This is a genomic window from Rhodoferax sp. BLA1 (assembly GCF_013416775.1).
Taxonomy (GTDB): Bacteria; Pseudomonadota; Gammaproteobacteria; order Burkholderiales; family Burkholderiaceae_C; genus Rhodoferax.
Genome location: NZ_SZVI01000009.1, coordinates 339,046 through 363,692 on the forward strand (window position 1 = coordinate 339,046; position 24,647 = coordinate 363,692).

22 protein-coding genes, 1 other RNA gene and 1 pseudogene are annotated in these 24,647 nt (G+C 58.9%); 4 read left to right on the forward strand and 20 right to left on the reverse strand.

Annotated features, from left to right (window positions below):
- Positions 1-18: 18 nt before the first annotated feature.
- The 3 genes from FDG13_RS10055 to FDG13_RS10065 all read left to right on the forward strand — a co-directional run bounded on the left by FDG13_RS10055 (position 19) and on the right by FDG13_RS10065 (position 3,298).
- Positions 19-1,272 (forward strand): GNAT family N-acetyltransferase, encoded by a 1,254-nt coding sequence (locus tag FDG13_RS10055; protein WP_180127230.1) that lies wholly within the window; start codon positions 19-21, stop codon positions 1,270-1,272.
- Between the two features lie 248 nt (positions 1,273-1,520).
- On the forward strand, positions 1,521-2,351 hold the full coding sequence (locus FDG13_RS10060) for a M90 family metallopeptidase (RefSeq protein WP_180127232.1): 831 nt from the start codon (positions 1,521-1,523) through the stop codon (positions 2,349-2,351).
- A 266-nt stretch (positions 2,352-2,617) separates the two neighbouring features.
- Complete coding sequence (locus tag FDG13_RS10065) at positions 2,618-3,298, forward strand: heme-binding protein (protein WP_180127234.1); 681 nt, start codon at positions 2,618-2,620, stop codon at positions 3,296-3,298.
- 1,154 nt (positions 3,299-4,452) lie between these two features.
- Here the strand turns inward: FDG13_RS10065 and FDG13_RS10070 are convergent.
- From FDG13_RS10070 to alaS, 20 genes and pseudogenes are all read right to left on the reverse strand, one after another.
- Complete coding sequence (locus FDG13_RS10070) at positions 4,453-7,416, reverse strand: DUF927 domain-containing protein (RefSeq protein WP_180127236.1); 2,964 nt, start codon at positions 7,414-7,416, stop codon at positions 4,453-4,455.
- A gap of 24 nt (positions 7,417-7,440) precedes the next feature.
- The gene (locus FDG13_RS10075) at positions 7,441-7,710 is read right to left on the reverse strand and encodes a hypothetical protein (protein ID WP_180127237.1); all 270 of its coding nucleotides are present in this window, start codon (positions 7,708-7,710) and stop codon (positions 7,441-7,443) included.
- Positions 7,711-7,748: 38 nt separating this feature from the next.
- Positions 7,749-9,884, reverse strand: a complete 2,136-nt coding sequence (locus FDG13_RS10080; protein WP_180127239.1) for a hypothetical protein — start codon at positions 9,882-9,884, stop codon at positions 7,749-7,751.
- A 21-nt stretch (positions 9,885-9,905) separates the two neighbouring features.
- Positions 9,906-10,040, reverse strand: a complete 135-nt coding sequence (locus tag FDG13_RS21100) for a hypothetical protein (protein ID WP_255435187.1) — start codon at positions 10,038-10,040, stop codon at positions 9,906-9,908.
- Positions 10,041-10,050: 10 nt separating this feature from the next.
- The gene (locus FDG13_RS10085) at positions 10,051-10,479 is read right to left on the reverse strand and encodes a hypothetical protein (RefSeq protein WP_180126761.1); all 429 of its coding nucleotides are present in this window, start codon (positions 10,477-10,479) and stop codon (positions 10,051-10,053) included.
- Complete coding sequence (locus FDG13_RS10090) at positions 10,398-10,658, reverse strand: helix-turn-helix transcriptional regulator (protein ID WP_370528201.1); 261 nt, start codon at positions 10,656-10,658, stop codon at positions 10,398-10,400. Before FDG13_RS10090 ends, FDG13_RS10085 begins: the two co-directional genes overlap by 82 nt.
- A 131-nt stretch (positions 10,659-10,789) precedes the next feature.
- Positions 10,790-11,668, reverse strand: coding sequence for a hypothetical protein (locus FDG13_RS10095; RefSeq protein WP_180127242.1), 879 nt, complete (start codon positions 11,666-11,668; stop codon positions 10,790-10,792).
- 113 nt (positions 11,669-11,781) lie between these two features.
- Positions 11,782-12,159: pseudogene (locus FDG13_RS10100) on the reverse strand (JAB domain-containing protein); the annotation flags it as partial.
- A gap of 195 nt (positions 12,160-12,354) precedes the next feature.
- Positions 12,355-12,636, reverse strand: a complete 282-nt coding sequence (locus tag FDG13_RS10105) for a hypothetical protein (RefSeq protein WP_180127246.1) — start codon at positions 12,634-12,636, stop codon at positions 12,355-12,357.
- A gap of 457 nt (positions 12,637-13,093) precedes the next feature.
- Positions 13,094-13,327, reverse strand: coding sequence for a hypothetical protein (locus FDG13_RS10110; RefSeq protein WP_180127248.1), 234 nt, complete (start codon positions 13,325-13,327; stop codon positions 13,094-13,096).
- A gap of 54 nt (positions 13,328-13,381) precedes the next feature.
- The gene (locus FDG13_RS10115; protein ID WP_180127249.1) at positions 13,382-13,600 is read right to left on the reverse strand and encodes a hypothetical protein; all 219 of its coding nucleotides are present in this window, start codon (positions 13,598-13,600) and stop codon (positions 13,382-13,384) included.
- 74 nt (positions 13,601-13,674) lie between these two features.
- On the reverse strand, positions 13,675-13,983 hold the full coding sequence (locus FDG13_RS10120; protein WP_180127251.1) for a hypothetical protein: 309 nt from the start codon (positions 13,981-13,983) through the stop codon (positions 13,675-13,677).
- Between the two features lie 285 nt (positions 13,984-14,268).
- On the reverse strand, positions 14,269-15,516 hold the full coding sequence (locus FDG13_RS10125; RefSeq protein WP_180127253.1) for an integrase arm-type DNA-binding domain-containing protein: 1,248 nt from the start codon (positions 15,514-15,516) through the stop codon (positions 14,269-14,271).
- Positions 15,517-15,735: 219 nt separating this feature from the next.
- Positions 15,736-16,112, reverse strand: a transfer-messenger RNA (tmRNA) gene (gene ssrA / locus FDG13_RS10130).
- 12 nt (positions 16,113-16,124) lie between these two features.
- On the reverse strand, positions 16,125-16,805 hold the full coding sequence (locus FDG13_RS10135) for an HAD family hydrolase (RefSeq protein WP_180127255.1): 681 nt from the start codon (positions 16,803-16,805) through the stop codon (positions 16,125-16,127).
- Between the two features lie 13 nt (positions 16,806-16,818).
- Positions 16,819-17,529, reverse strand: a complete 711-nt coding sequence (ubiG, locus tag FDG13_RS10140) for a bifunctional 2-polyprenyl-6-hydroxyphenol methylase/3-demethylubiquinol 3-O-methyltransferase UbiG (RefSeq protein ID WP_180127257.1) — start codon at positions 17,527-17,529, stop codon at positions 16,819-16,821.
- A gap of 103 nt (positions 17,530-17,632) precedes the next feature.
- Positions 17,633-17,935 (reverse strand): high-potential iron-sulfur protein, encoded by a 303-nt coding sequence (locus FDG13_RS10145; protein WP_180127259.1) that lies wholly within the window; start codon positions 17,933-17,935, stop codon positions 17,633-17,635.
- A gap of 152 nt (positions 17,936-18,087) precedes the next feature.
- Complete coding sequence (locus tag FDG13_RS10150) at positions 18,088-19,125, reverse strand: adenosine kinase (protein ID WP_180127261.1); 1,038 nt, start codon at positions 19,123-19,125, stop codon at positions 18,088-18,090.
- 2 nt (positions 19,126-19,127) lie between these two features.
- Positions 19,128-19,904 carry a ferredoxin--NADP reductase gene (locus tag FDG13_RS10155; protein WP_078363118.1) on the reverse strand — a complete coding sequence of 259 codons (777 nt, stop codon included), beginning with the start codon at positions 19,902-19,904 and terminating at the stop codon, positions 19,128-19,130.
- Positions 19,905-20,061: 157 nt separating this feature from the next.
- Positions 20,062-22,686 carry an alanine--tRNA ligase gene (gene alaS, locus FDG13_RS10160; protein WP_180127263.1) on the reverse strand — a complete coding sequence of 875 codons (2,625 nt, stop codon included), beginning with the start codon at positions 22,684-22,686 and terminating at the stop codon, positions 20,062-20,064.
- Between the two features lie 323 nt (positions 22,687-23,009).
- On the opposite strand from alaS, the gene FDG13_RS10165 reads away from it, so the two are divergent.
- Positions 23,010-24,599 carry an FGGY-family carbohydrate kinase gene (locus FDG13_RS10165; protein ID WP_180127265.1) on the forward strand — a complete coding sequence of 530 codons (1,590 nt, stop codon included), beginning with the start codon at positions 23,010-23,012 and terminating at the stop codon, positions 24,597-24,599.
- Positions 24,600-24,647: the final 48 nt, after the last annotated feature.

Consider the following 24,647-nt stretch of genomic DNA (forward strand, 5'->3'; position numbering starts at 1 on the left):
TGAAGGAAAAAAGAACAGATGTCCGAGTCAAATGATTATGTCATCCGGGTGCTGGATTCACCCCTGGAGGTGGACGCCCGGGCCTGGGATGGGCTGCTACTTACCCAGAGCCAGCCCACACCGTTCATGCGCCACGCTTTCTTGAGCGCGCTGCACAGCACCGGCTGCGCCACCACGGCCACCGGCTGGACACCGCGTTTCTTTCTGCTGGAGCGCCAGGGCCAGTTGCACGCGGCCTGCGCGATCTACATCAAGTCCCACTCGCAGGGTGAGTTTGTGTTTGACTGGGGCTGGGCGCGCGCCTACCACCAGCATGGTTTGTCCTACCACCCGAAAGCGGTGTGTGCCGTGCCCTTCATCCCGGTGCCCGGTAGCCGCTTGCTGGCTCACACGCCAGAAGACCGCCTGGCATTGGTCCATGCGGTGCTGGACTGGTGCTCAGCCGAGCAACTCACCGGCTTGCACGCGCTTTTTGCCAGCGACGAGGATGTGACGGCACTCAGCCAGGCTGGCCTGCTACTGCGCCACACCATTCAGTTTCACTGGTCCAACAGCCAACCCGGCTACGCCAGTTTTGAGGACTTTCTGGCCAGCCTGTCACAAGAAAAACGCAAGAAGATCCGCCAAGAGCGGCGCAAGGTGATGGAGGCTGGTGTGACTTTTAGGGTGCTGGAAGGCGCGGCCATCACGCCGACCGACTGGGACTTTTTCTACCACTGTTATGAGCGCACCTACCTGGAGCACGGCAACCCACCCTATTTCAACCGCGCCTTCTACCGCCACATGGCGAGCGACATGCCCGAGGATTGGGTGCTGTTCATCGCTGAGCGCGAGGGACGCCCCATTGCTGCAAGTTTGCTAGCTATCAACACAAGCAGCATGAGGGCCAGAGGCCAAGATAGCTCAAAACTCTCCACAGATCAGGAAGTCACTGTCGCAGCTGGCATCACACGCCCGACAGAGCGTGTGGCCTATGGCCGCTACTGGGGTGCGCTGGAGCGGGTGGATTGCCTGCACTTTGAGGCCTGTTATTACCAGCCGCTGCAGTGGTGTATTGAACACGGTTACCAGCGTTTTGAAGGCGGCGCCCAGGGTGAACACAAACTCGCCCGAGCCTTGCTGCCCGTCACCACCACCAGCGCCCACTGGCTGGCGCACCCGCAGTTTTTTGCGGCGGTGGACAACTTCCTGACGCAGGAGCGCGAGGGCATTGGTGAGTATGTCGATGAACTGGTGCGGCACAGCCCGTTCAAGGTCGATGCCAACCGCTGAGGCCTTATCGCGCTTTCAACTTATGTGTCCATAGGTGCCAAGCCTAGGGCCGTGCGACAGCGCGACCTCGGTTTACATGATGGAGACATGCTGCGAGCCACTGTCCGAGTGGTGGATCAGTGGATTTGCATCTGGCTGGCGGCCCTACAAAGCCTGATCCAACGCATCGAACAGAAAACTCGTATTGAAATGCGCAGAAACAATCCCAGCTACCGGTCTTGTCTAGGACTGGACCAGAAGGGATACACGTGGCGTTTTATTTGTTGTGTGCCTTGGCCTTTGGTTTTGTCCTTGTGCTTCTGGGACAACCGTGGCTTCGCGCTTACCGTCAGCGCCGGGTGTTGACACATCCTTTTCCGGCGCATTGGCGCAAGGTACTGCGGCGCCGTGTGCCCATGCTGCGGCGTCTGCCGGTGGACTTGCAGCTGCAACTGAAAAAGCGCATCCAAGTCTTCATTGCAGAAAAAGCCTTCATCGGGTGTGATGGCTTGCAAGTGACTGAAGAAATGCGCGTCGTGATTGCGGCGCAAGCCTGTTTGCTGGTTTTGAATCGCTCCATGGCGCATCTCGCCCATGTGCGACAGATTCTGGTCTACCCTGGCGCGTTTGTCGTTCAGCGCACGGTTACCGACGGTATCGGTGTGCAGCAAGACCAGCGCCAAGCCTTGTCTGGTGAATCATGGGAACAAGGACAGGTGGTCTTGTCATGGCAAGACACTCTGGAGGGTGCGGCGGTGATCGATGATGGCCGCAATGTCGTGCTGCACGAGTTTGCTCACCAGTTGGACCAGGAAAACGGCGCCGCCCAGGGCGCGCCACCACCAGCGGCAGGCGATACGCAGCACAACCCGCAGCGCTGGAAACAGGTGTTCAGCCAAGCCTATGCCCAACTGCAAAGCCAAGTGCAGCGCGGCGAACAGGGACTGTTCAACCATTACGGCGCCCAGAGCCCGGCAGAGTTTTTTGCAGTGGCCACAGAAACCTTTTTTGAGCAGGCCACAGAGACGGCTGAGCAATACCCCGCGCTGTACGACGAGCTCAAGGGCTACTACAAGGTGGACCCCGCAAGTTGGCATTGAGTTGGACCCAGCCATTGGTGGCATGAATGAGGCGACAAGCGCCGCAGTGGAAGCAAAAACCTCATAAGTCGCTGATTTGGCAAAGAAAAAAGGTCGTTTGCTGGACTTCTGTGGAGTTAAGGGCACCTGTTGCATCCATCGGACAAACTGCCCCATGGTCTGCATCATCTGGTCTCACGCATCGTGTACATCTGGTGCGCTGGCGCACGTCTGGTCGTCCACGAATAGCCCATACTGACATCCCATAACCCTAAGGACCATCGCACATGAAGATCAACAGCCAACTGCGACGCGGCGTACGAACCAGTCAAAGCCTGAGGTACGGCGTTGCTGCCGGGGCAGTACTGTTTGGCCTCGTCGCGTTTGCACTTCCCGTGGCAAGTCACGCCACCGAAGAACCCAGCTACAAGGTCGTCCGGAAGTTTGAAGACATCGAGGTACGCGAATACGAGGCCTATGCGGTTGCTGAGATCGTGGTACCCGGCCCTGCGGCAGACGCTGGCGGTCAGGCTTTTCCTGTCCTGGCTGGCTATATCTTTGGCAAAAACAAAGGTGAGCGCAAATTGGCAATGACCGCGCCAGTGACGCAGGCTGCTGAACCGGTCAAATTGGACATGACCGCGCCCGTTACCCAAACAGCTGCACTTGGTGGCTTTAGGGTGCAGTTCGTTCTGCCCAAAGGCGTCACCATGGCCAGCGCGCCTGAGCCTCTGGATGGGCGGATCACGCTGCAAGACATCGCGCCCAGTCGCGTGGCGGTCATCAGCTACTCAGGGTTTTGGTCAGATGCCAACTATGACGAGCATCTGAGCCAACTACAGGCTGCTTTGCGCGCGGCTGACCTGGTTTGGGTGGGTGAAGCTGTGTATTCCCGCTACAACGCGCCGTTCACGCCATGGTTCTTGCGGCGAAATGAAATTTGGCTGCATTTGGAAAACACACCGTGAACGTGTTGACACGGAGAGCTGATTGACAAACTTTCCTCAAATCTGCCGATGGTGGATTAACCACACTGGCGCGGCCGCACGCCATCACCAGATATCGGGTTTGGACAGCAAAGTCACCTCATGTTGTCCCGCATGCACAATAAAAAACCCCTAAGTCGTTGATTACTTAGAGGTTTTTCGTCGTTTTGTGGTCCTAAGTGGAGCCGTATATGGGCTGGCGTCAATTGAAAGATGCCTTTAAACCCGCATGAATGCTGGATTTCAGACTTTCACACTTGAATTTGTTCCCCGGTTTGTTCCCCGGTCTTGTGTTTGATACCCCCTTTTTTTGGGATTTTCACGTCTGGCCAGACGCCACCAGACTGACCAGCATCAAACCCCCCAGGGGTAGTTTCGTGTTTCCATAAAAATCAGGCTAACCGGTCGGTTTCCGGCGGGCATTCGCTGGACTTTTGACCCGCCCCTCCCCTTGGGCTTGGTCACCAGCCACCAAGGCAGCGGGCGGCACCCCTCCCCCCTGCCCATTACGCGGCGGTGCGAACAAAGGTAACCGGTCGGTCTAGGCCCTATGTCGCCCAGACTTTTGACCACCCCCCGGCCACCCACACGCGGCCCGGATCAGCCCAGGCGCTGCGCACCGTGGCAGGCTGGCGCCACTGTGCAGGCGTGTGCCACGTCGGGCCGGGCGGTCGGTCGGTCGGTGGCAGTTGGTGCGCCAGTGTTGGGCACCTGAACCACGGGGCCAGGTGGTCAGGGTGCTGGCCACCAGCTCAGGCCAGGCGCTGCGCAACATGTCGAGGTGATGCCAAAAGCGCACCCAACACCCACCCGCCGGGCTGGTTTGGCCGGGCTTCGGGCGGGTGTTTCCTCGGGGTGTCGACATAAAAAAGTGGGGGCACTGGGGGCAAACCGCAAAAGCGCTTGTAAGTCGTTGTCACCATTGAATAAATCTGCCCCCAAACCAAGTGGGGGCAGATCGTTTTTTGAGTGGGGGCACTGGGGGCAGTCGGTGCCGTGAACGTCCGTTAACGTCCGGTGGCTTGTTGGTTTGGTGCCTGGTGCCTGCATCGCAGCGGCTTTTGTAGCGCGGAAGAAGCTCACCCGCCCGCCCCCTTTGGGCGGCCCGGCACCCGCTCACGCGGGGCGGTTACGGCTCACAGATCAAGCTCAAAGATAGCGGGTGTCACCCGGTAGCACCACGAATTGCCTAGCCCAGGCAGGCGGGCCTTGCAGTCAAACGCCCGGCCCTTGTCGGGTGCCAGGCAGCCGTGATCCAGCAGCACGCGGGAAACAGCCTTGTAGTCAAAGCCTTGGCACACCTCACCCCTGAAGCTCTCAGCCAGGATGAAGTATTCAAACGACACACCTTCACCCAGGGCCGGGGGCATCCGTTCGCCGTACTCTCGCTGGTGGTCGCTGTCGGTCTTGATGGGGTTGCCATCGGCGTCCAACATGCGCCGCACACCGGCACGCTGCAAGGTCTTGGGGGCGTGGTCATCGCTCCCCCGGTGCCACATGGCAAAGCGGCCTTCACCGTGCGTTTCCAGAAAGCGCCGCACCTGTCGCAACATGGCCACAATCTCACCGTTACCACAGCCACCCCGGCCCGCCAGCCAGGATTCAAAGCAGGCACGGGCGGCCCGCTCACTCTCACCCGCTGGCCAGCCAGTCAGCCCCGCCGCCGTGGCCAGCTCACCGGCTGCGCCCACCAGCGCAAAGCGTGCGCCTACCCGCTCAACCTGTCCGCTGGCATGGGCTGGCATCATGGCCGCTGCCAGGGTGTTGGATGCGTTGCGAATGCTGGCCTTGAGGGTGTCGGCATGGTCTACCAGCCACTGCAGCCAGGCGCGGCCCGGGGCACCGTACACGCTTTGGGCCTGCCCGGTGATGTGTTTAGCAAAGGCAGCGCCGCCCGCCATGCTGTGCAGTTGCTCAAATGCTCCCAGGCCAGCACCCGCATCGGCGGCAATGTCCACCATGCGCACTTCCTGCCCTACGCGGGTGCGCTTTTGACCCTCTGCCATGTGGTCAGCCAGGCCCAACTCACCAGCGGACAAGAACAACAGCCGCCAGGCCTGCCGGGCGCGGGGTGTGCCGGTGCGGGTAGCACGGGCCTTGCCTGATTCATTGGCCAGCATGTAGGCGCATTCGCCCGCCGTCTTGGGGTCGATCTGTGCGAGTTCGTCCAAGATCAGCAAACCGTCACAGTGTTGGGCGGCGATGGCCTCCAGGGCGTTGTCTGTGGCCCGCCAGCGCTGCAGGTAGTTGGCACCGCCGTACACGCTGGCGGCCAGCTTCAGGGCGGTGGTTTTGCCGCTGGAGCTGTCGCCCCGGTAGTGAAACCCGCCCGACTCCATACCCGCCGGGCGCAACAGCGGCCCGGCAAAAGCGCAGGCCACCGCAAACACCAGCCGGGAATTGCCCGCACACAGCGCCCCCACACGGTCGCGCCATTGGTCGGGCGTGCCCTTGGCTTTGAAGGTGTTTTCTATCGGGGCGTCTGACTGGAAAACGATGCGCTCGGCATCCGTGCCGCTGGTGATGGTTTCACGGGGCAGCACAAAGGCGGAGCCATGCCAGCCGATGCGGTCGGTACAGCTGGCGAATTCTTCAGGCTGGCGGCTCTGCAGGTACTGGGTCAACAGGTTACGGGCGCGGGGTGTAGTGCCAATGCGCAAACCCATGTTCAACAGCGTGGCGCGGTACTCGCCACCATCGGCGGACAACATGCGGGCAGGCATGGCCCAGTTCTTTTGCACACCCAGCGGGTCAGCAAACGCCAGGTAGTAGCCCCAGCCGCCGCCGTCCTGGTCGCGGGTGAAAGCCTCTACCGTCAACGGGCTGCAGATCCATTCGGGCGGCTTGCGTTTGCCGTCTTGGTCAGCACCACAGAACCACACGCCCGTTTCATCAATGACGAAGGGGTCATAAACCCGGTCAGCATCGCCAGGGGTGGCGCCGGGACCAGCATTCGCCCCGCTGGGCTTGTCTTGTCTGCGCTGGGCACCGTTGGCAGGCTTGGGCGCGGTCGTTGACTGTACGGGCGTTTGGGCTTGCGGTTGGGGTGGCTCGTAGAAGTCAATCGCCTGGTTCACGATGGTGGCCACCGCGTCATATCCGGCGGCCTGGTGCAAGTCGTTGAAGTCGGTAACGCCATCGGGCAAGGGTTCGGGGAACACCGCCAGGCCAGCCACCGCACGGGCGGCCGCTGTGGCTTTCTCACGGCCAGGGTTGCGCCCGGTTCGGGCTTGGGTGGCGGCATCATCATCACCACAGATCACGATCAGCGCCGCCGGGTATGCCTGGTGCAGTGCTTTGGCCACCGCTGGCAGATTGCCCGCGTCAAACGCTACCGCGCAGGGGCGGCCCGTGCATTCGTGCAGGCTGGCCGCTGTGGCATAGCCTTCAGCCACCAGCAGCGCAGCGGCGCCCACCGGATCACCGCACCAGTGAAACAGTCCAGACTTGGCGCCGTCCTTGAGATAGTCCTTGTCACGGCCGCCGATCTTGGCCGGATAGATCGCCTGCAAACTGTGAATACGATTGGCAGCGTCATGGATGGATACAAGCAAGGCCTGCTTGGTGATCAACTGCAATTCACCGGTGTCCTCGTTGAGGATCTCCCAAGCGCCGACACGAAGACCATGCGCGGCTACAGCCTTACGCGTCAGATACGGGTGTTCTGTGCACTCAGTGGCGCCATTCCAAATTGCATTGGCTCGGGTTGCTGCAACTTCTCGAGCGGCCTGCAGTTGGGCTTGGTCGGCTTGCTGTTTGGCAGCTCGTTCGCTGGCCAGCCGTGCCACTGTTGCGGGGTCGGGCTGGGCTGGTGCCTGGCCGGGCTTGGGCAAGGTGAATCCGTTTTGCTTGGCCAAGTGCAGCAACGTGCCAATGCCGACACCGCCGCCGGGCTTGATGCTTTTCCAAGTGGAACGGGCGGCCTTGAGGTCAAAGCCATCCGCCGTAGCGCTCCAGTCGGTGAACAGGTCACGTCCTGTTTCGTCGGGGAATTCGCTCTTGATGGCCATACCCACGCGGGCCCATTCGTCGCGCGGTAGGTTCGCGGGGATGTGCTGCAGGGCGGCCCGGATCAGGTCGGGGGTTATTGTTGTTTTCATGGGGTTGTGAACTGGTGGGGCGGGTCACTTCAAAGACCTATCAGCCGCTTGAAAGGCTTGTGTGGCCAGGTCAATGACACGGTTTGATGTGTCTTTGCGGGCCAGCAGCGTGGCCAGAATGTCGCCTTGCGTGAAGCCGCCAGCATGGGCGGCCTTCAACAGTGAGGCTATCGCCCACCGAATGCGCCCCTGGTCGAGCTCGGAAAGCTTGCAAGGGTCTGCGTACAACTCACCCGCCAAAAATAGCAGGGTGCCAACACACAGCGGGGCGTGGTTCGACGCGGGCGCACTCATAGATTGCGCCCCGCTTTGGTCTGAATTGGTCGACATGGTTAGCCACCGTATGTGTTGGATCGGTTGTAGGTGGCCGCTATCCGGCGCTCTGAGGCCGCAATGGCCTGCTTGACTGTGGTGACGCTGGCGACATCACCAACGGTGAAGTTGTAGTTGTTGACAACACTGGTGCCGCCGCCAGCGCTTTGGCCTTTGGTGTGGTCAGTGACGGTTTCTTGCGGATGCATCACAGCCAAAAACCCGCCCTTGCCATCCAGCCCGCCAGAGCGCGAGCCCGACCCGGTGTAACCGCCGCCGTCAAAACTGAACAAGCTGGACAAACCAACGGCCTTACCCAAGCTGCCCAGGCTGCTGCTGATGTAGTTACCGAGCGGCTCGGTGATAACTTTGCGGGTGACAATTCTCAAGATGTCTTGTTCAAGGCCCGCCAGGACGTCGCTTAACCCTTTCCAATTCACGATGGCATCTTCTGCGGCACTGGTGAAGGTCAGGCCCAGCTCTTCCGCAAGTGACTTGGTTTCTTTGATCTTTTCATTGTTCAGGTCAAAGCGTTCTGCCACCGCCTCAGCGTAGACCTGTTCGCTGATCTGGCCCTGTGCGTAGGCTTCTTGCAGGGCGGCCAAGTCATCTTGTTGCTGCTTGAATTTGACCGTGGGGGTGTTGGCGGTCAGTTGGCTGATGATGGCGGCGAATTCATCGTCAAGCTGCTTGATTGTGTCTTGCTCAGCCATCAGACGCTCTGCCAAGGCTTTGGACAGCTCTTTTTCGGCCTCTGTCTGGGCCTTGGTGATATCGACCTTTTGCGCCAGGCTGACCAGCTCGTTTTGCTGGGCGGTGGACATCTTGCCCAGGCGCCCGGCGTTGATGTCGTAGCCCAGCTGTTGAACGGTGGTCAACTCTTGGTTTTTTTCAAGTGCCTTTTGCAAGTTTTCGAGGTACTTACTGAAATCAGACTGTGGGGCCTTCAGCGGCTTTTCGTTGGCCTTTTTCAACTTGTCCAGCCGCATCGCCGCATCAATCAGGCTTTGCTGCTGTTGGGTGGTCAGCGCCCCCAGGCGGCCCGCGTTGATGTCCATGCCGATCTGCTGCACAGCCGTCAGCTCTTGAGTTTTTTCGATCTGCTTTTGCAGGTTTTCAAGGTACTTCTCAAACTCTGCATTGCTGGTCAAACGCAGGTCTGGGTTAACCTTTCCCCGTCCGGCGTTGCCAACATAGGGCGCGGTCATGTCGTCAAGTTCTTTGTAGTAGGCCACCCGCTTGCGGGCCTGTTCAATGGCCAAATCAGTTGCCTTGCCAAGCACCGCCGCCTCGACGGCGGTCATGTTTTTACGCTGTTCTTGCAGGTCTGCCAGATCCTGCTTGTAGTCAATCAAATTTTGGTGGGCGGTGGCGAATGGATTGCTTGTGCCGATTGCCAAAGTGGCATCAAATAACCCACCGCTGACTTTCAAGCCTGCCGCCATTTCCCTGCTAGTTTCAATCAACGTCGGAAGCAAAGATGTCGCCAAAGATCGGCTCGCGTCTTGCGCGTTTTTTTGCAGCGAAAGGAGTTGTTTATTGAACTTCTCAGCTTCTTCTGCCTGTTGGGTAGTGACGGTGGCCACCAGTTTGCCTTGCTCTCCCAGATCTTTCAAAAACGCTGCCACCTCGCGGGTGGATTTGCCGAATAGATCTTCCACCACGCGGCCCCGGGCAACCTCGTCGCTCAATCCAGATAGCGCCACGGCGGTCTGGCGCATGGCTTCTGCAGGGTCAAGGCGCTTGAGGTCTTCCACACTCAAGCCCAGTTGCTCCAACGACTTGGCGGCGTCGCTTCCGGGTTTGGCATTGTTCAAAATGCTGTTGAACTTGATCAGTCCAGCGCTGGCGGTGTCCCAGCTGGTGCCGGTGCGGGCGGCCACGTCCTCAAGGGCGCTGATGTTCTCGATGCTGGCCCCTGTGGCGTCTTTCAGGTCGTTCAGGGCGTCGACGCTATCGATAGCTGACTTAGCCAGGTTGACCAAGCCAGCCACCGAGATACCGGCCGCCAGGGGAGCAAGCGTGGCCTGCATGGTGCTCATTGCGGCGTTGATACGCTGTGCAGTTTTCTCGCCAGCGCGGGCGGCCTTGCCCATGTCGTCTTCAAATTTGGCGATCTTGGCAACAAGATCAATGGATAGGGTGGCGAGTGCCATGGTGAATCCTTTGGAAATTAGTTAAACGGGCGCTTCAAGCGTTTGTGAATAGGTCGGGCTGGGCTGTTGGGCGGTGCTGTTGGGGTGCAGTTCCAGAAAATTGGCCGCCCGGGCCGCTTGGGCCGGGCGGGTGTCGGTTGTGGGCGGTGTCGTCATGGTCACCGCCTCAAGGTCTCTGTGGCTCGCTGCTTGATATCCCCAGCATGTCAGCCATGCGATAAACCAGACTGTCTTTTATGGATTCAGACCGCCCCGCCGCTCTGTGTAAATCAAGGAAAGACGCCAGCATTTCATCCAAGTTTTTGACTTGCGCGGCTGTCATACAACGGTTGGCCTTGGCAAAGCCAGCCACGAAACGCAGCGCAATATCCAGATGATCAAAAGCCTTGAGGTAGACCTCAGTTGAATAGTCGTCGGCGGCTTCAAAATCAGCGTAAAGATGCTGTGCGGCATTTTTGAGCTGCTGGGCCTCCAGCTTCAAGGCTTGGGCCTTGAGGTAGTCGGGGCCGTGGCTCATGATTGAAGCCCTTCCCCTGTCGTGGTGGCTGAATTGATACGGTTCTGCACCCACTGCAGCACTGATGCTTCTGACCATCGCACCATGCGGGCGCTCAAGCGCACTGGTCGAGGGAAATCAGACTTCGGGTCTTTCAACCAAGCGTAAATGGTTGACTTTTTGACACCGCAAATTCCGCATACGGGGTGTAGGTCTATGAGTTTGTCGCGAGGGACAACAGGTTTTGACTGGTGAGCAAGTTGCATGGCTGGTTCCATCGTTGGCCGCGCTTTCCCGGAATGGGTTGTGCGAACGGTGATGGAACTTTGAATTGGCTACTCGGTAGCCTGCAACTTGGCTACCGTGGTAACCAGCGCAAACCCGCATGAATGCTAGGTTTGGGCCGAGGTCACTGGCTACTGCTATGTTTGACAAGCTGAGAATACATAGCGGCTGACTTAGTATTTTTTTCCGCTTTGGCCAAGTACTTTTTCACGTTTGCAGGACTACATTTCCACTTATCGGCCACGATTTGACGCCGGGCTGCAACAGTCTTACCGGTAGTTTTCCTGAAGTCCTCAAGCAGCTGAGCAAGGCGTTCGTCAGTCCATTTGCCGACTGTTTGTAACTCAGTTTGAGTGTTGGCTGATGCCAAAGGCACGGAATGCAACTGCACAACCTCCGTCACGCTTCCCCAGCCCCACAGTTCATAGGCCAATTCAATAGGGGCGGCAAGCCTACCAAGCAGCTTTTTCAGATCTTCATCTTTCGGCCAGCTGATGGCGTACTTTTCGTCTTGTTCTCGGTCGTGCCGATCCTTCAAGACCGCAAGGTGATCTGAATGAATGTCGACGGTGCCGCGCCAGACACGCAGGGCCCCTTCACCGATAGCATAGACAAGACCACCAATGCTGCCATCTTCAAGCCGTATATGGCCCAGCTCAGGGAAAGCCGAAGCGAAGAACTTGACAGCCTGGACTTTGCTTTGATTTGTACCAATCACAAGGCTATCAGGTGGGGTGAGTGCATTCATTACAAAAATGCTTTGGGTCAAACTCAGTGAATCTTTATCACCATCTACTGCAGCACTCAGGCATGCCTTGTAAAACGGGGAAAAAATCTTATAGACGGCATTGTTCGGAGATTCGCCATTGCCACACATCCAGGTGTGAACATCCTCAAGTCGCACTAGGTGAACGCCAGACCGGGTTTTAAGGGTGCCGTATGGGGTTTGTATCGTCCAGCCATCCAAAGGTTTTATGGTGGGCTTTTTGGTGTCGTCTGACATGCTTGGCCTTCACGCAAAGCCTTCATTGGGTGCCGCCGCCAGGTCGGTGAAGGTGTCCGACTTTTCCCCCTTGCTGATCAGGCGCAGGGTAGGCGGGGCAAAACTTGCAAGCGTTACATCATCCCCCGCTCTGCCATGCTCAGGGTCTCGGTGGGGCTCACAATTATGTGATCCAGAACCCGCACATCAATGAGTGCCAGCGTGGTTTTGAGGGTTTGCGTCAGCATTTCATCGGCCCGGCTGGGCTTTACGGTGCCGCTCGGGTGATTGTGGGACAGCACTACAGCCGACGCGCCTTCCATGAGGCATGTGTGCGCAACTTCACGTGGGTAAATGGCGGTTTGTGTCAGGGTGCCAACGAACATTCTTTGAAAACAGATCAGGCGGTTTTGCACATCCAAAAACAACACCGCGAAGTGTTCTTTTTGCTCACCCGCCAGCTGCAGCTGAAGGTAGGTTTTCACGGCGCCGGGCGTATCAAATACGGTGCGGCCTTGTATTAGGCAGCGTCCCACGATGGCCAGCGCCTTGTCTATGGCGTTGCGCTCGCGGACCTTGAGCCCGTGTCGGAATGACAGCACGCCATCGCCCGCGCCGTAGGCTGTAACGCAGTCACTGGCGTTGACTCTTGCGGGGCCATGGGCACGCGATGCCGGGTGGGTTTGTGTGGTGGTGCCAGCCATGGCTCAAGCCCTCCCAGTGGCGTTAACGGGTTTGACCGTGGCAGCGCCTTCGCTGGCTTGTTTCAGCAGCGTGAATGCCCGATTGGTGCGGGCGGTGGCGGCCCAGACGTTGGCCGCTGTGTTGCCAGGCTGCCGTACAAAGTACAGCGCCATGCTCAGGGCGTTTTCAATGGCTTGCTGGCGGGCAATGCCATCACGGGCGAGGGTGGTTTGCTTGAGGGTGCGTGCAGACAGTTGCACACGGGTGCCAGCGCTATGGCGTGGCAGATGAATGACCATGGTCATGGCTTTTTGCTCCTTAACGAGACTTCAAAACCCATCACTTGCGTTCTTACGCGCAAATGGTGGACGGGATGTTAAGAACACGTGTTAAGACGTGCGCCAGGCGTTACCGCTGTGGCCATCCCGTCCGTAAACTCTCAAACACGGCGCGGCGCCGCATTTGCAATGTTTGGACGTGACAAAACCTCGCTATCGGGGAGGTTGCACCGCTTAACAAAATGGTGTTCTTACGCACCGGGCCTTTCGGCTTGCATGCATTATTGCACGATGCCCGGGCGTTTGGTCAAGCACCAGAAAGCTGTTTTGCTTCCTTCCGTGCGGCCGCCCGGCGTACATCAATGTAATGGGTCAATCTAGCTATTTCATATCGCGCCAGCATGCGTTCCCGGCTGCATGTTTCGCAGGCGCAACCCAACACGCAACGCCAAGAAAAAAAGCAGGATCAGCCAATGCGGGCGGCTCAATGCCCCCGCCCTTGCTCCCACCGTATGACGTCGGCCAGGGCCCACTTGCCATCGTCTGCGGGTTTGGGGAAGTCTTTACCTCTGGCGCGGGTGCGCAGGGTGTTGCGGTGGATGCCAAGGCGAGTGGCCATCTGGTCTTTGTTCAAGCGGGTGCCTAGCGCCTGGGTCAATAAGCACACCGCACTGGTCAGCTGGTCGATGCGGGTCAGTAGGGCGGTGGTGTCGGTCATACTGCTTGTCTCAATTATTTGCCGTGGGTGAAACGCGCCACGGCTTCGCGTTGGTCAATCGGTTGCGGTGCCTTTGGGGGTTTCCAAATACTTGCGGTGCAGAGCTGCCAAATCCAGCATGGCACCAAGGTAAGCAGCCACCCACGGCGGGATGGGTGTTTTCAACGTCATCCAGTTGCTAGGCGTTGATTTGTTCAGGCCTGTTTTTCGGCAAAAGTCGGTTTGCTTCCAATGCAGTGCGGTCAGGGCCGCCGAAAATTCATCAGGTGTCATTTGTGCGTTCCTTTGGTCTGCTTTGATTGTGGCACAAATCCGCTATTTCGTACGTTTACGTTAAAAACGTACGACTATTTAACATAACACCCGTCGTACAAACTACACAAAATGATATCTTTCGTACGAATTAGCGGATTATTTAACGATATCAAACACTTACAAACCTTATCCACAATGCCTATTTTTTCAGCAGTTGGCAGAATGCTGGCGCTATAAAAGTTATCCACAGGGGCAGATTTAAACGATACCGGGCCGCCCGTGTCACGGCGCCGGACGGTCACCGTGCTGGCGCTGGCCACCAGACCACGCCAGGCGGTGCGCAGCGTGTCGAGGTGATGCGCAGTCACGTCGCAAAAAGCGGCCCGGGTAGCTGGTTCCAAGGGGATACCCCCTCGCGCTCAAATCCGGTAGCGTTTGCAATAGCCCGGCAAAGTGCGCAGCGGGCTGGGCTGGGCAGTGGGGCAAGGGAATAGGTAGAGTGAATGAATCATTTTCATCATCTAAAAACGTCCCCACTTTGCCCCCACTCTGACCCCACTTTGTCCCCACTGCCAAAAACACCGCAAACCCGCATGGCTGCTGGGTTTCGCCCGTTTGCCCCCAGTGTCCCCACTTTTTCAGCGGGTAGCAGCCTGGAAACGTGGCAAAACGTGCCGGGCGTGATCCTATCGGGCGGCCCGCTGGGGCAGTGGGATCACGTCTGCACCCTTGCGCAGCTTGTCGAGGTAGTCGGCCCAGGCCTGGATCTGCTCAAACCGTTGTTTGAGGTACTGGGTGCGGTTGTAGCTTCGCCCGTTGGCATCTTTGACCGCGTGCGCCAGGTTGGCTTCAATGGCCAGGGGGTCTAGGTTCAACTGATCAACCATCATGGTGCGGGCGCTGGCCCGCAAACCGTGCCAGGTCTGATCCTTGCCAAAGCCCAGCGCATACAAGGCGCTGCGCACCGAGTTGTCAGAGATGGGGCGGTCGTGGCTGCGTTCACCGGGGAACACGTAGCGCCCGTGGCCGGTGACGGGCTGCAGGCTGCGCAACAGGTCCACCGCCTGGGTGGGCAGCGGTACCGTGTGGGCCTCGCCTTGCTCTTTCTCCAGCTTGGTGCGCTTCATCTTTGCGCTGGGGATGGTCCACAGCGCCGCATCGAGGTCAAGCTCTGCCCATTCCATCTCGCGCAGATTGCCGGGGCGCTGGTACAGCATCGGGGCCAACTGCAAGGCTGTGCGCACAATCACCCCGCCTTTGTAGCCGGTGATGGCCCGCAGCAGGTCACCAAAACGCACCGGATCAACAATGGCCGCAAAGGTTTTGCCACGGTACGGGGTCAGGCGGCCCTTCAGGCCCTCGGTGATGTTGCGCTGCTGGACGGTGGCGGTAGGCAGCCAGTAGTCCCAGATCTGGCGGGCAAGCATCAGAACCCGGTCGGCTGTTTCCAGCGCCCCGCGTTCCTCCTCCTTCTGCAGGGCGGCCAACAGCTCCATGGCGTGAATGTCGGCAATGGGCCGGGCGCCGATCACCGGGAACAGATCGCGCTCAAGCTGGCGGCGTGATCGCTCTGCATGGCTTGGGCTCCACTGGGGTGCCTGTTTGGCGTACCACTCCAGGGCAACGGCCTTGAAGGTGTCGCCCTCGGGGCGAATGGCCCGGAGCTTTTGCACCTTGCGCATCTCCACAGGGTTGCGGCCCTCTGACTTGTGGTGCTTGGCAGCGTCACGGGCTTTGCGTGCGTCGCTCAGGCTGATGGCGGGATAGGCCCACAGCGCCATGCGCCCTTCTTTGCCGTCTGCGTAGGTTTTCCAGAACCAACGCTTTGACCCGGCGGGGCTCACCTCCAGGTAAAGGCCGGCGGCATCGGTGAAGCGGGCGCGGGCCTTGTCAGGCGGACACTTGGCGTTTTTGCATTGGGCATCGGTCAACATGTTGGCGGCTCCTACCGGGGAACAAAGGGGCTGACCGGGGAACAATGCCCATAATTTGAGCAATTACCCCCGGTTGTTCCCCTGTATGTTCCCCGGTTTTGCGCTGGATGTCAACGAACGAAAGCGAACGACATTGGAAGTGAAACCCGTATAAGTCGCTGATTTGGCAAAGAAAAAGGCCGTTTGCTGGACTTCAGCGAACGGCCTTGGACTTATATATGGTGGAGCTGGCGGGATTTGAACCCGCGTCCGCAAACCTTCTTCGAACAGTTCTACATGTGTAGCCGTCTGATTTGGATCTCGCTTTTCACATCGCGCAGTGGCACGCTATGCAAATCGCCAGCAACCTATTTTCTCGACCTGCCCTAAGTTACCCAAGGCAGACCCAGCCGAATGAAATTACCCCACAGCCTGGACAGCTTGCGCCGCCCTTGCCCAGCCTATCGGCTTGCTGTTGTGAGGCTCACTAGCAATTAAGCAGCGAGTGCGAAACGTTCGTCGTTTGCAGTTAGTTTTTTTGAATCAGTTTTACGAGCGCATTCAGCTCGACATGCCCTGCTGCGCGTCCGAATCCACGTCGAAACCAGTGCAGCCCCAAGCCTGACATTTTAGGGCCGACTGATCAATTGCAAGAGCTCCAGGGCAGAATTAATCGTGGCGTGGGCGCCCCACTGCCTGGTGTCGGACTTTTGCCCCAGATAACCGTAGGTGGCTGCGACGGTTTTCATGCCCGCGGCCAAGCCCGCCACGATGTCACGTTCGTCATCACCCACATAAACACAGCTCTCAGGAGGCACATCCAGACGCTTGGCTGCCTCCAGCAAAGGCAAGGGATGGGGCTTTGCATGAGCGGTGGTGTCGCCACTGATGATGGTGCCGGCTGAGGCAAACAGTGGCATGGCCTGGGTCAGCGGTGTGGTGAAGCGGGCCGATTTGTTGGTGACCACACCCCACGGGGTGCCTTGTTGCACCAAATCATCAAGCAGCCGCGCCACACCTGGAAACACCAGCGTGTCTTGCGTCAGCCGTTGCTCGTAGTTGATGAAAAACTCTTCCCGATAACTGTTGTACTCGGGGTGGTCCGGGTCCATGCCAAACGCGATGTTCAGCATGCCGCGCGCTCCGGCACCGGCCATGGGCCGGTAGGCCGCCAGGTCCATCGAGGGCAAACCCCGTGTGGTGCGCATCAAGTCTGCAGCTGCGCCCAGGTCTGGGGCGCTGTCGATCAAGGTGCCGTCCAGGTCGAACAGCACCGCCTTCACACCGGTGAATCGGTTGAGGGAGCTCATCAAGGGCAGCGGTTCAGGCGGTTTTTTGGGCTGCCAGCATGTAGTTCACGCTGGTGTCGGCATTGAGCCAGAAGCGCTGGGTGAATGGGTTGTACGACAGCCCTTTGCTGTGTGACACCGTGAGGCCAGCCCGGCGACAGAAGCCCGCCAGTTCGCTGGGACGAAGCAATTTGGCGTATTCATGGGTGCCACGCGGGACCATGTTGAGCACGTACTCGGCACCCACAATGGCCATCACAAACGACTTGGGATTGCGGTTGATGGTGGAGAAAAACACCCAACCACCGGGCTTCACCAGCGTTGCACAGGCTTGTACGACCGAGGCCGGGTCGGGCACATGCTCCAGCATTTCCATACAGGTCACTGCGTCAAAACTCCCGGGTTGCTCGGCAGCCAAGGCTTCGGCACTGATTTCACGGTATTGCACGTTCTGGGTTTGTGCGTCCAGCGCGTGCAACTGCGCCACGCGCAAGACCTTGGTGGAGAGATCAATGCCAGTGGCTGTGGCACCTGCACGCGCCAGAGAATCGGTCAGGATACCGCCGCCACAACCCACGTCCAGCACATTCAGGCCAGCCAGAGGGCACAGGCCGTTGATCCAGCCCAGGCGCAAGGGGTTGATCTTGTGCAAGGCGTGCATTTCACCCTCTGCGTCCCACCAGTGGTGGGCCAGCTCAGAAAATTTGGCCAGTTCAGCCGCGTCGGCATTGATCGTTGTATTCATGGTTGAATTATCGGAAATTTATGCTGGAAAAAGCCGTGCAGGTACCAGGTACCCATAAAAAACAAAACCCACCGCAAGGGTGGGTTTTGTGGGGCATGTGAGCTTATGCCTTCTTGGCCCAGGCGCTGCACCAGCCCTTGGCAACAACTTCCTTGCCAGCGAACAAAGGACAAGCTCCTTGGGGAGCGGTTTTGCCTTGGTACAAGGCGCAGGTGGCACAGGATTGATCCTTGGTGTGCTTGGGGTACTTGGTCTTGTCCGCTTTTGTTGTGTCAGCTACGTAGCCCAAGCTCTTGGCGTTGGCATCTGTTTCAGCGACCAAGGGTGCTGCGGCCATTGCCATGCCCGAAGCCAATGCGCTGGTGCCGACCACTGATTGCAGAATAAATACGCGACGATTTGTCATAGGTCTGTTTCCTGAGTAGTTGATAAAACTGCGGCTGGCATCCCGTGTTGGCAGCTGCGCCAAAGATTATCGGCTCACCGTCAAAAAAAACACCCGGATTAGCTCAAAAACCCATTAAATAAGTCAAAAGCCAAGGCCCCCAAAAAAGCGTATCAAGCGACCTGGGCAGCGCTGCTGGCGACAAACCCCGCAAACGACGCCTTGAGCTGGTCCATGTCTGCCTGGGGCAAACGGTTACCCACCTGCGACACCACGCGACCGGCACACTGGTTGGCCAGCCAGGCCGCCTGGGCGTGGTTGTGGCCATGGGTGACGGCATACAAGAATGCACCCGCAAACATGTCGCCTGCGCCATTGGTGTCGATGGCTTTGACCTGGGCGGCAGGCACTTCGGTGCGCTGCTCACCTTCCAGCACCACACAGCCTTTGGCACTACGCGTCAGGCACACCACCCTCGCCTGCTGGCTGAGTTGGCGGCAGATCTGCGCCAGATCTTTGCTACCGCACCAGACCTGGGCTTCCTCTTCGTTGCAGAACAGGTAGTCCAGCTGGCCGGTCTCGGCATTGCCGACCATGGCGTCGAGCCCTGGGCGGCAGAAGTTGATCATGGTCATGTCGCTCAGTGTGGTGGCCAGTGCCACACCGGCCTCGCGTGCGATGGCCCGGCCTTTGATGGCGGCGTCCAGCCCGGTGGGCGACGCTGCCAGGTAACCTTCCATGTAATAAACCTTGGACTTGGCAATGTCGAGCGGGTGCAAGGCGCTGGCGTCGATGTCGGCTGTGGCACCTAAAAAGGTGCTCATGCTGCGTTCTGCATCCGGTGTCACCATCACCATACAGCTGCCGGTCTGGCCCTGTGGTGCGCGGGTGTGTGTCAAGTTGGTGGCGACACCGTGTGAGATCAGATCCTGGGTGTAAAACTCGCCGAGTTCATCGTCCGCCACCCGGCAGGAGTAAAAGGCCTTGCCACCCAATTGGGCCACGGCCACCACCGTGTTGCCAGCCGATCCGCCGCCCGCACGGAGCACCGGCAGGCCATACACATGGCTGAGCAGCTCGGTGCGACGGGCCGCGTCGATCAAGGTCATATGACGTTTTTCAACACCCGCAGCTAACAACTGCGCATCGGACACCTCGTACTGCGAGTCCACCAGCGCATTGCCGATGGCGTAAACGTCATGGTGACTCATGTTTATTGCTCCACAAAAGCGCGTTCAACCACAAAGTCACCGGGTTTGGTGGTGTTGCCTTCCAGGAAACCACGGGTTTCCAGAATGTGCTTGAGGTCTTTCAACAAGGCAGGGCTACCGCACATCATGGCGCGGTCGTATTCGGGGTCAAACTTGGGCAGACCCAGGTCCTTTTGCAGCTTGCCGGACTCGATCAGGTCGGTGATACGGCCCTGGTTCTTGTAGGGCTCGCGGGTCACCGTGGGGTAATACAGCATTTGGGCAGTGACCATCTCGCCGAGGAACTCGTGGTCGGGCAGCTCTTGTGTCAGATAGTCGTGGTAAGCCAGTTCAGCCACCTCGCGCACACCGTGCACCAAAATCACTTTTTCAAACTTTTCGTAGGTTTCGGGGTCACGCACGATGCTCAAAAACGGCGCCAGGCCGGTGCCGGTGCCAAACAGATACAGGTTTTTGCCGGGCAGCAGGTAGTCAATCAGCAAGGTGCCGGTGGGCTTTTTGCCAACCACAATCTGGTCACCCACTTTGATGTGCTGCAGCTTGGAGGTGAGCGGGCCGTCTTGCACCTTGATGCTCAGAAACTCCAGGTGGTCTTCGTAGTTGGGGCTGACGATGCTGTAGGCGCGCAGCAGCGGTTTGCCACCCTCCAGGCGCAGGCCGATCATGGTGAAGTGGCCGTTTGAAAAGCGCAAAGCCTGATCACGTGTGGTGGTGAAGCTGAACAGTCGGTCTGTCCAGTGGTGAACGCTTAAAACGGTTTCATTCAGAAATGCACTCATGGGTCGCCTTGAATTGTGGATAAAACAAAAGTGTGCGAGTGTAAAAGGCCAGGCCACGGCGGGCCTGACATAAATCAACTCGGCGAGAAAAATCACATGATAAATTGGCCTCTAGCCCTTTTACCATAAGGGCTATTAGCTACGACTTAAATAGCGCTTAGAGCTTCGGCTCAACCCATGCCAACACACTCGCAAGTGCGTCTGCCAGCTTGGCGGGCTCGGTACCGCCAGCCATGGCCATGTCAGGCTTGCCGCCGCCTTTGCCACCGACTTGCGCCGCGACAAAGTTCACCAGTTCACCAGCCTTGACCTTGGCCGTGGTGTCAGCGGTCACACCCACGGCGATCTGCACCTTGGCACCGTCGACCACACCCAACACCACCACGGCGGTCTTGAGTTTGTCCTTGAGTTTGTCCATGGTGTCGCGCAAGGTCTTGACGTCGGCGCCATCCAGGCGTGCCACCAGCAGCTTGACACCTTTGATGTCCTGCGCCTGGCTCAGCAGCTCGTCACCCTGGGCGCTGGCCAATTTGCCTTTGAGGGCGGCCAGTTCCTTGTCCAGGGTTTTGACGTGTTCGAGAACAGAGATGATCCGCTCATTCACCTCAGCCACCGGGGTTTTGAGTGTGGCTGCGGCATGGCTCAGGCTGTCTTCCAGGTGCTGCAGATAGTGCAAGGCGTTGTCACCGGTCACCGCCTCAATGCGACGCACACCAGAGGCAACACCACTCTCGGTCACCACCTTGAACAAACCGATGTCACCGGTGCGCTGCACATGGGTGCCACCGCACAGTTCGCGGCTGCCGCCGATGTCAAGCACCCGCACCGATTCGCCGTATTTCTCGCCAAACAACATCATGGCGCCGGTTTGCTGGGCCGATTCGATGTCCATCACACGCGCTTGCGTCGCGGCGTTGCTGAGGATTTCGGCGTTGACACGGGCTTCGATCTCGCGGATTTCGGCGTCGGTCACCGGGGCATTGTGGGCGAAGTCAAAACGGGTGCGCTCGGCGTTGACCAAGCTGCCCTTTTGCTGCACATGGCTGCCCAGCACCTCGCGCAGCGCCTTGTGCATCAGGTGGGTGACCGAGTGGTTGCGCTGGGTAGCGACGCGCAAGCTGGCGTTCACATGCGCGGTGACACCGTCGCCCACTTTGAGGCTGCCGGTTTTGAGCACACCGTGGTGGCCAAACACATCGGCCTTGATCTTCTGGGTGTCGGCCACCTCGAACAAAGCGTGGTCCGAGAAGATGGCGCCAGCGTCACCCACTTGACCACCACTTTCGCCATAGAACGGGGTGGTCGCCAGCACCACCACACCAGACCGACCTTCTTTTAGCTCGTCAGCCCTTGTACCGTCTACATAGATAGCTACAACTTCGCTAGTGGTTGTGAGATGTTCGTAACCGACAAACTCGTTGCCGTCACCGGTGTACTCCAGCGCCTTGTCTTGTTTGAACTTGCCAGCGGCGCGGCCCTTGGCTTTTTGGGCTTCCATGGCGGCGGCAAAACCTGCTTCGTCCACGGTCACGCCACGCTCGCGGCAGACATCAGCCGACAAGTCCAGCGGGAAACCAAAGGTGTCGTGCAATTTGAACGCCACCTCGCCGGGCAGCAGCTTGACATCGCCAGCCAGGGCTTCGTCCAGAATCTGCATGCCGGTGGCCAGCGTCTCGTAGAAGCGTTCTTCCTCGACCCGCAGCACGTCCATGATGCGTTCCGCCTGCGAAGCCAGGTTGGGATAGGCCACACCCATCTGCACCACCAGATCAGGCACCAGTTTGTGGAAAAACGGCGTTTTTTGGCCGAGTTTGTAGCCATGACGGATGGCGCGACGGATGATGCGGCGCTGCACGTAGCCGCGCCCTTCGTTGCTGGGCAACACACCGTCGTTGACCAAAAACGCGGTGGCGCGGATGTGGTCGGCAATCACCTTGAGTGAGGGGTTGGCCAGATCGGTGGTGTGGGTTTCGCGTGCAGCAGCTTTGATCAGCGCAGCAAAGATGTCGATTTCGTAGTTGCTGTGTACATGCTGCAAGATGGCGGCCAGGCGCTCCAGGCCCATGCCGGTGTCCACACAGGGCGCGGGCAGCGGTGTGACCGAGCCGTCTTCAGCCATGTTGAACTGCATGAACACGTTGTTCCAGATCTCGATGAAGCGGTCGCCGTCTTCGTCGGGGCTGCCCGGGGGGCCACCTGGGATGTGGTCACCGTGGTCGTAAAAGATTTCGGAGCATGGGCCACAAGGACCGGTGTCAGCCATCATCCAGAAGTTGTCGCTCTTGTAGCGTGCACCCTTGTTGTCGCCGATACGGATCACACGCTCGGGCGGCAGACCAATCTCTTGGGTCCAGATGTTGTAGGCCTCGTCGTCTTCGGCGTACACCGTGGCTAGCAGGCGCTCTTTAGGCAGCTTGTAGACCTCGGTCAGCAACTCCCAAGCCCACTTGAGCGACTCACGCTTGAAGTAGTCACCAAAACTCCAGTTGCCCAGCATCTCGAAAAACGTGTGGTGGCGTGCGGTGTAGCCCACGTTTTCCAGGTCATTGTGCTTGCCACCAGCACGTAGGCAGGCTTGCACCGAGGCGGCGCGCACATAAGAGCGTTTGTCAGTGCCCAGGAACACGTCCTTGAACTGCACCATGCCCGAGTTGGTGAACATCAGTGTCGGGTCGTTGCCGGGGACGAGCGGGCTCGACGCGACCACGGTGTGGCCTTTGGAGGCAAAGAAGTCGAGGAAGGTCTTGCGGATGTCGGCAACACTGATGGTTGGTGTGGTCATGGCAAATGGGTCAAGCGGTAAAGGGTGAAATGGTTGGCCCGAGGGCGGTCAAAGCCTGGACACAGCCTGCCATTATCGCCGCTGCTTGCAGCAGCCTGGCACTTGGCCCATCTTCCCCTGCATCAAGCACTGCGTCGCTGGCGACACAAGCTTTGTCAGCGGCGGTTTCTTGTGACCCCATCAACAGCCGCGCCGCGTGTGTTGCGCAAGCTTGACGTATGTCAACGGGTTGAGACAAACATCAAAAATCTTTCGTGGCTTGCGTTTTTTTAACTTCTTCAGATATAGTGCTAACACGTATTAGCTACTCCATCGGACAAAACATGAGCGATGAACTGTTTGTAGGTATTGACGTTGGCTCAGCCAGTGTCCGGGCCGGGATTTTTGATCGACAAGGCCAGCGCTTGGCTTTTGCCACACGTGCCATCCAGCAGTTCAAACCCTTGCCTTTGTTTGTCGAACAGTCGTCCGCCGACATCTGGGCACAAACCTGTGCCGCGCTGCATGAAGCGTTAGCCACCCCGGGTGTCGATGCCACAAAGGTTGTGGCGTTGGGTGTGGATGCCACCTGTTCCCTGGTGGCGGTGGATGCCGATGGCCAGCCGGTCTCTCTGGCTCAGGACGGTGCCCCCGATCACGACATCATCATGTGGATGGATCACCGTGCAGCCCAGCAAACAAAAGCGATCAACGCTACAAAAGACGAAGCTTTGAAGTACGTCGGCGGCGAAGTCAGCATCGAGATGGAGCTGCCCAAGGTGCTGTGGTTCAAACAGAATTTCCCGGAGCGTTACGCCAGCACCTGGCGCTTCTTCGACCTGGCGGACTACCTGGTCTGGCGCGCCTGCGGCAACGACGCGGCCAGTGTCTGCACCCTGACCTGCAAATGGAACTATCTGGCCCATGAGGACCGTTTCAGCGAGAGCTTGCTCAAGGCGGTGGGCCTGGACGATCTACCCGGCAAACTGCCAACCCGTGTGTTGCCCCTGGGCTCGGCGGCGGGCAAGCTGGGCTTGCTGGCAGCACGCGAACTGGGTTTACCTGCGGGCACCGTGGTGGCCACTGGCATCATCGACGCCCATGCGGGTGGCCTGGCCCTGGTCGGCACCGCACCACAGGGCAGTCTGGCCATCATTGGCGGCACCTCCAACTGCCATATGGTGGTGAGCCAGGCACCGGTTTTGGTGCCGGGTGTCTGGGGCCCATACTGGGGCGCCATGTTGCCGGGCTATTGGCTCAATGAAGGCGGCCAAAGTGCGGCAGGCGCCCTGCTCGACTGGACTTTGCGCCAAAGCGACGCCTGGCCGTTACTGGAGTCGACCGCGCAAGCACAGCAAACCAACGTCTACGCTGTCTTGAATGGGTGGCTGGCCGACCTCGAAGCGCGTGAACCCTGGCCCACGCGCCACCTGCATGTGCTGGGTGACCACCACGGCAACCGCTCTCCCCGCGCCAACCCGGACGCAAGGGGCCTGGTGGTGGGTCTGACGCTGGAGTCCGGGCGCGACGCCCTGGCACGCCTGTACCTGGCCACCTTGCAGGCGCTGGCGTATGGCACCCGCCACATCATCGAGAGCATGAACAACGCTGGCCACCAGATCACCCGCATCCTGATGTGTGGCGGTGGCACCAAAAACCCTTACTGGCTGCGTGAACACGCCGATGCCACCGGTTGCGAGATCCATCTGGTGAGCGAAGAAGACGCTGTGACCCTGGGTGCTGCCCTGCTGGGTGCGGCGGCCAGCGGGGTGTTTACCTCCCTGCCTGCGGCTGCTGCGGCCATGGTGCAAGCGGGTGGCAGCCTGGCTGCCCGCCCCCAAACCAAAGCCTTCCACGACGCCAAATACGCGGTGTATTTGCAGCTGTACCAAAACATGTTGACCAGCCGTGCCGCGATGCGCGACTGGTCTTGAATACCCCTCACCCTGACAACCCATTTTGATCAAGAAAAGGACCCCCCT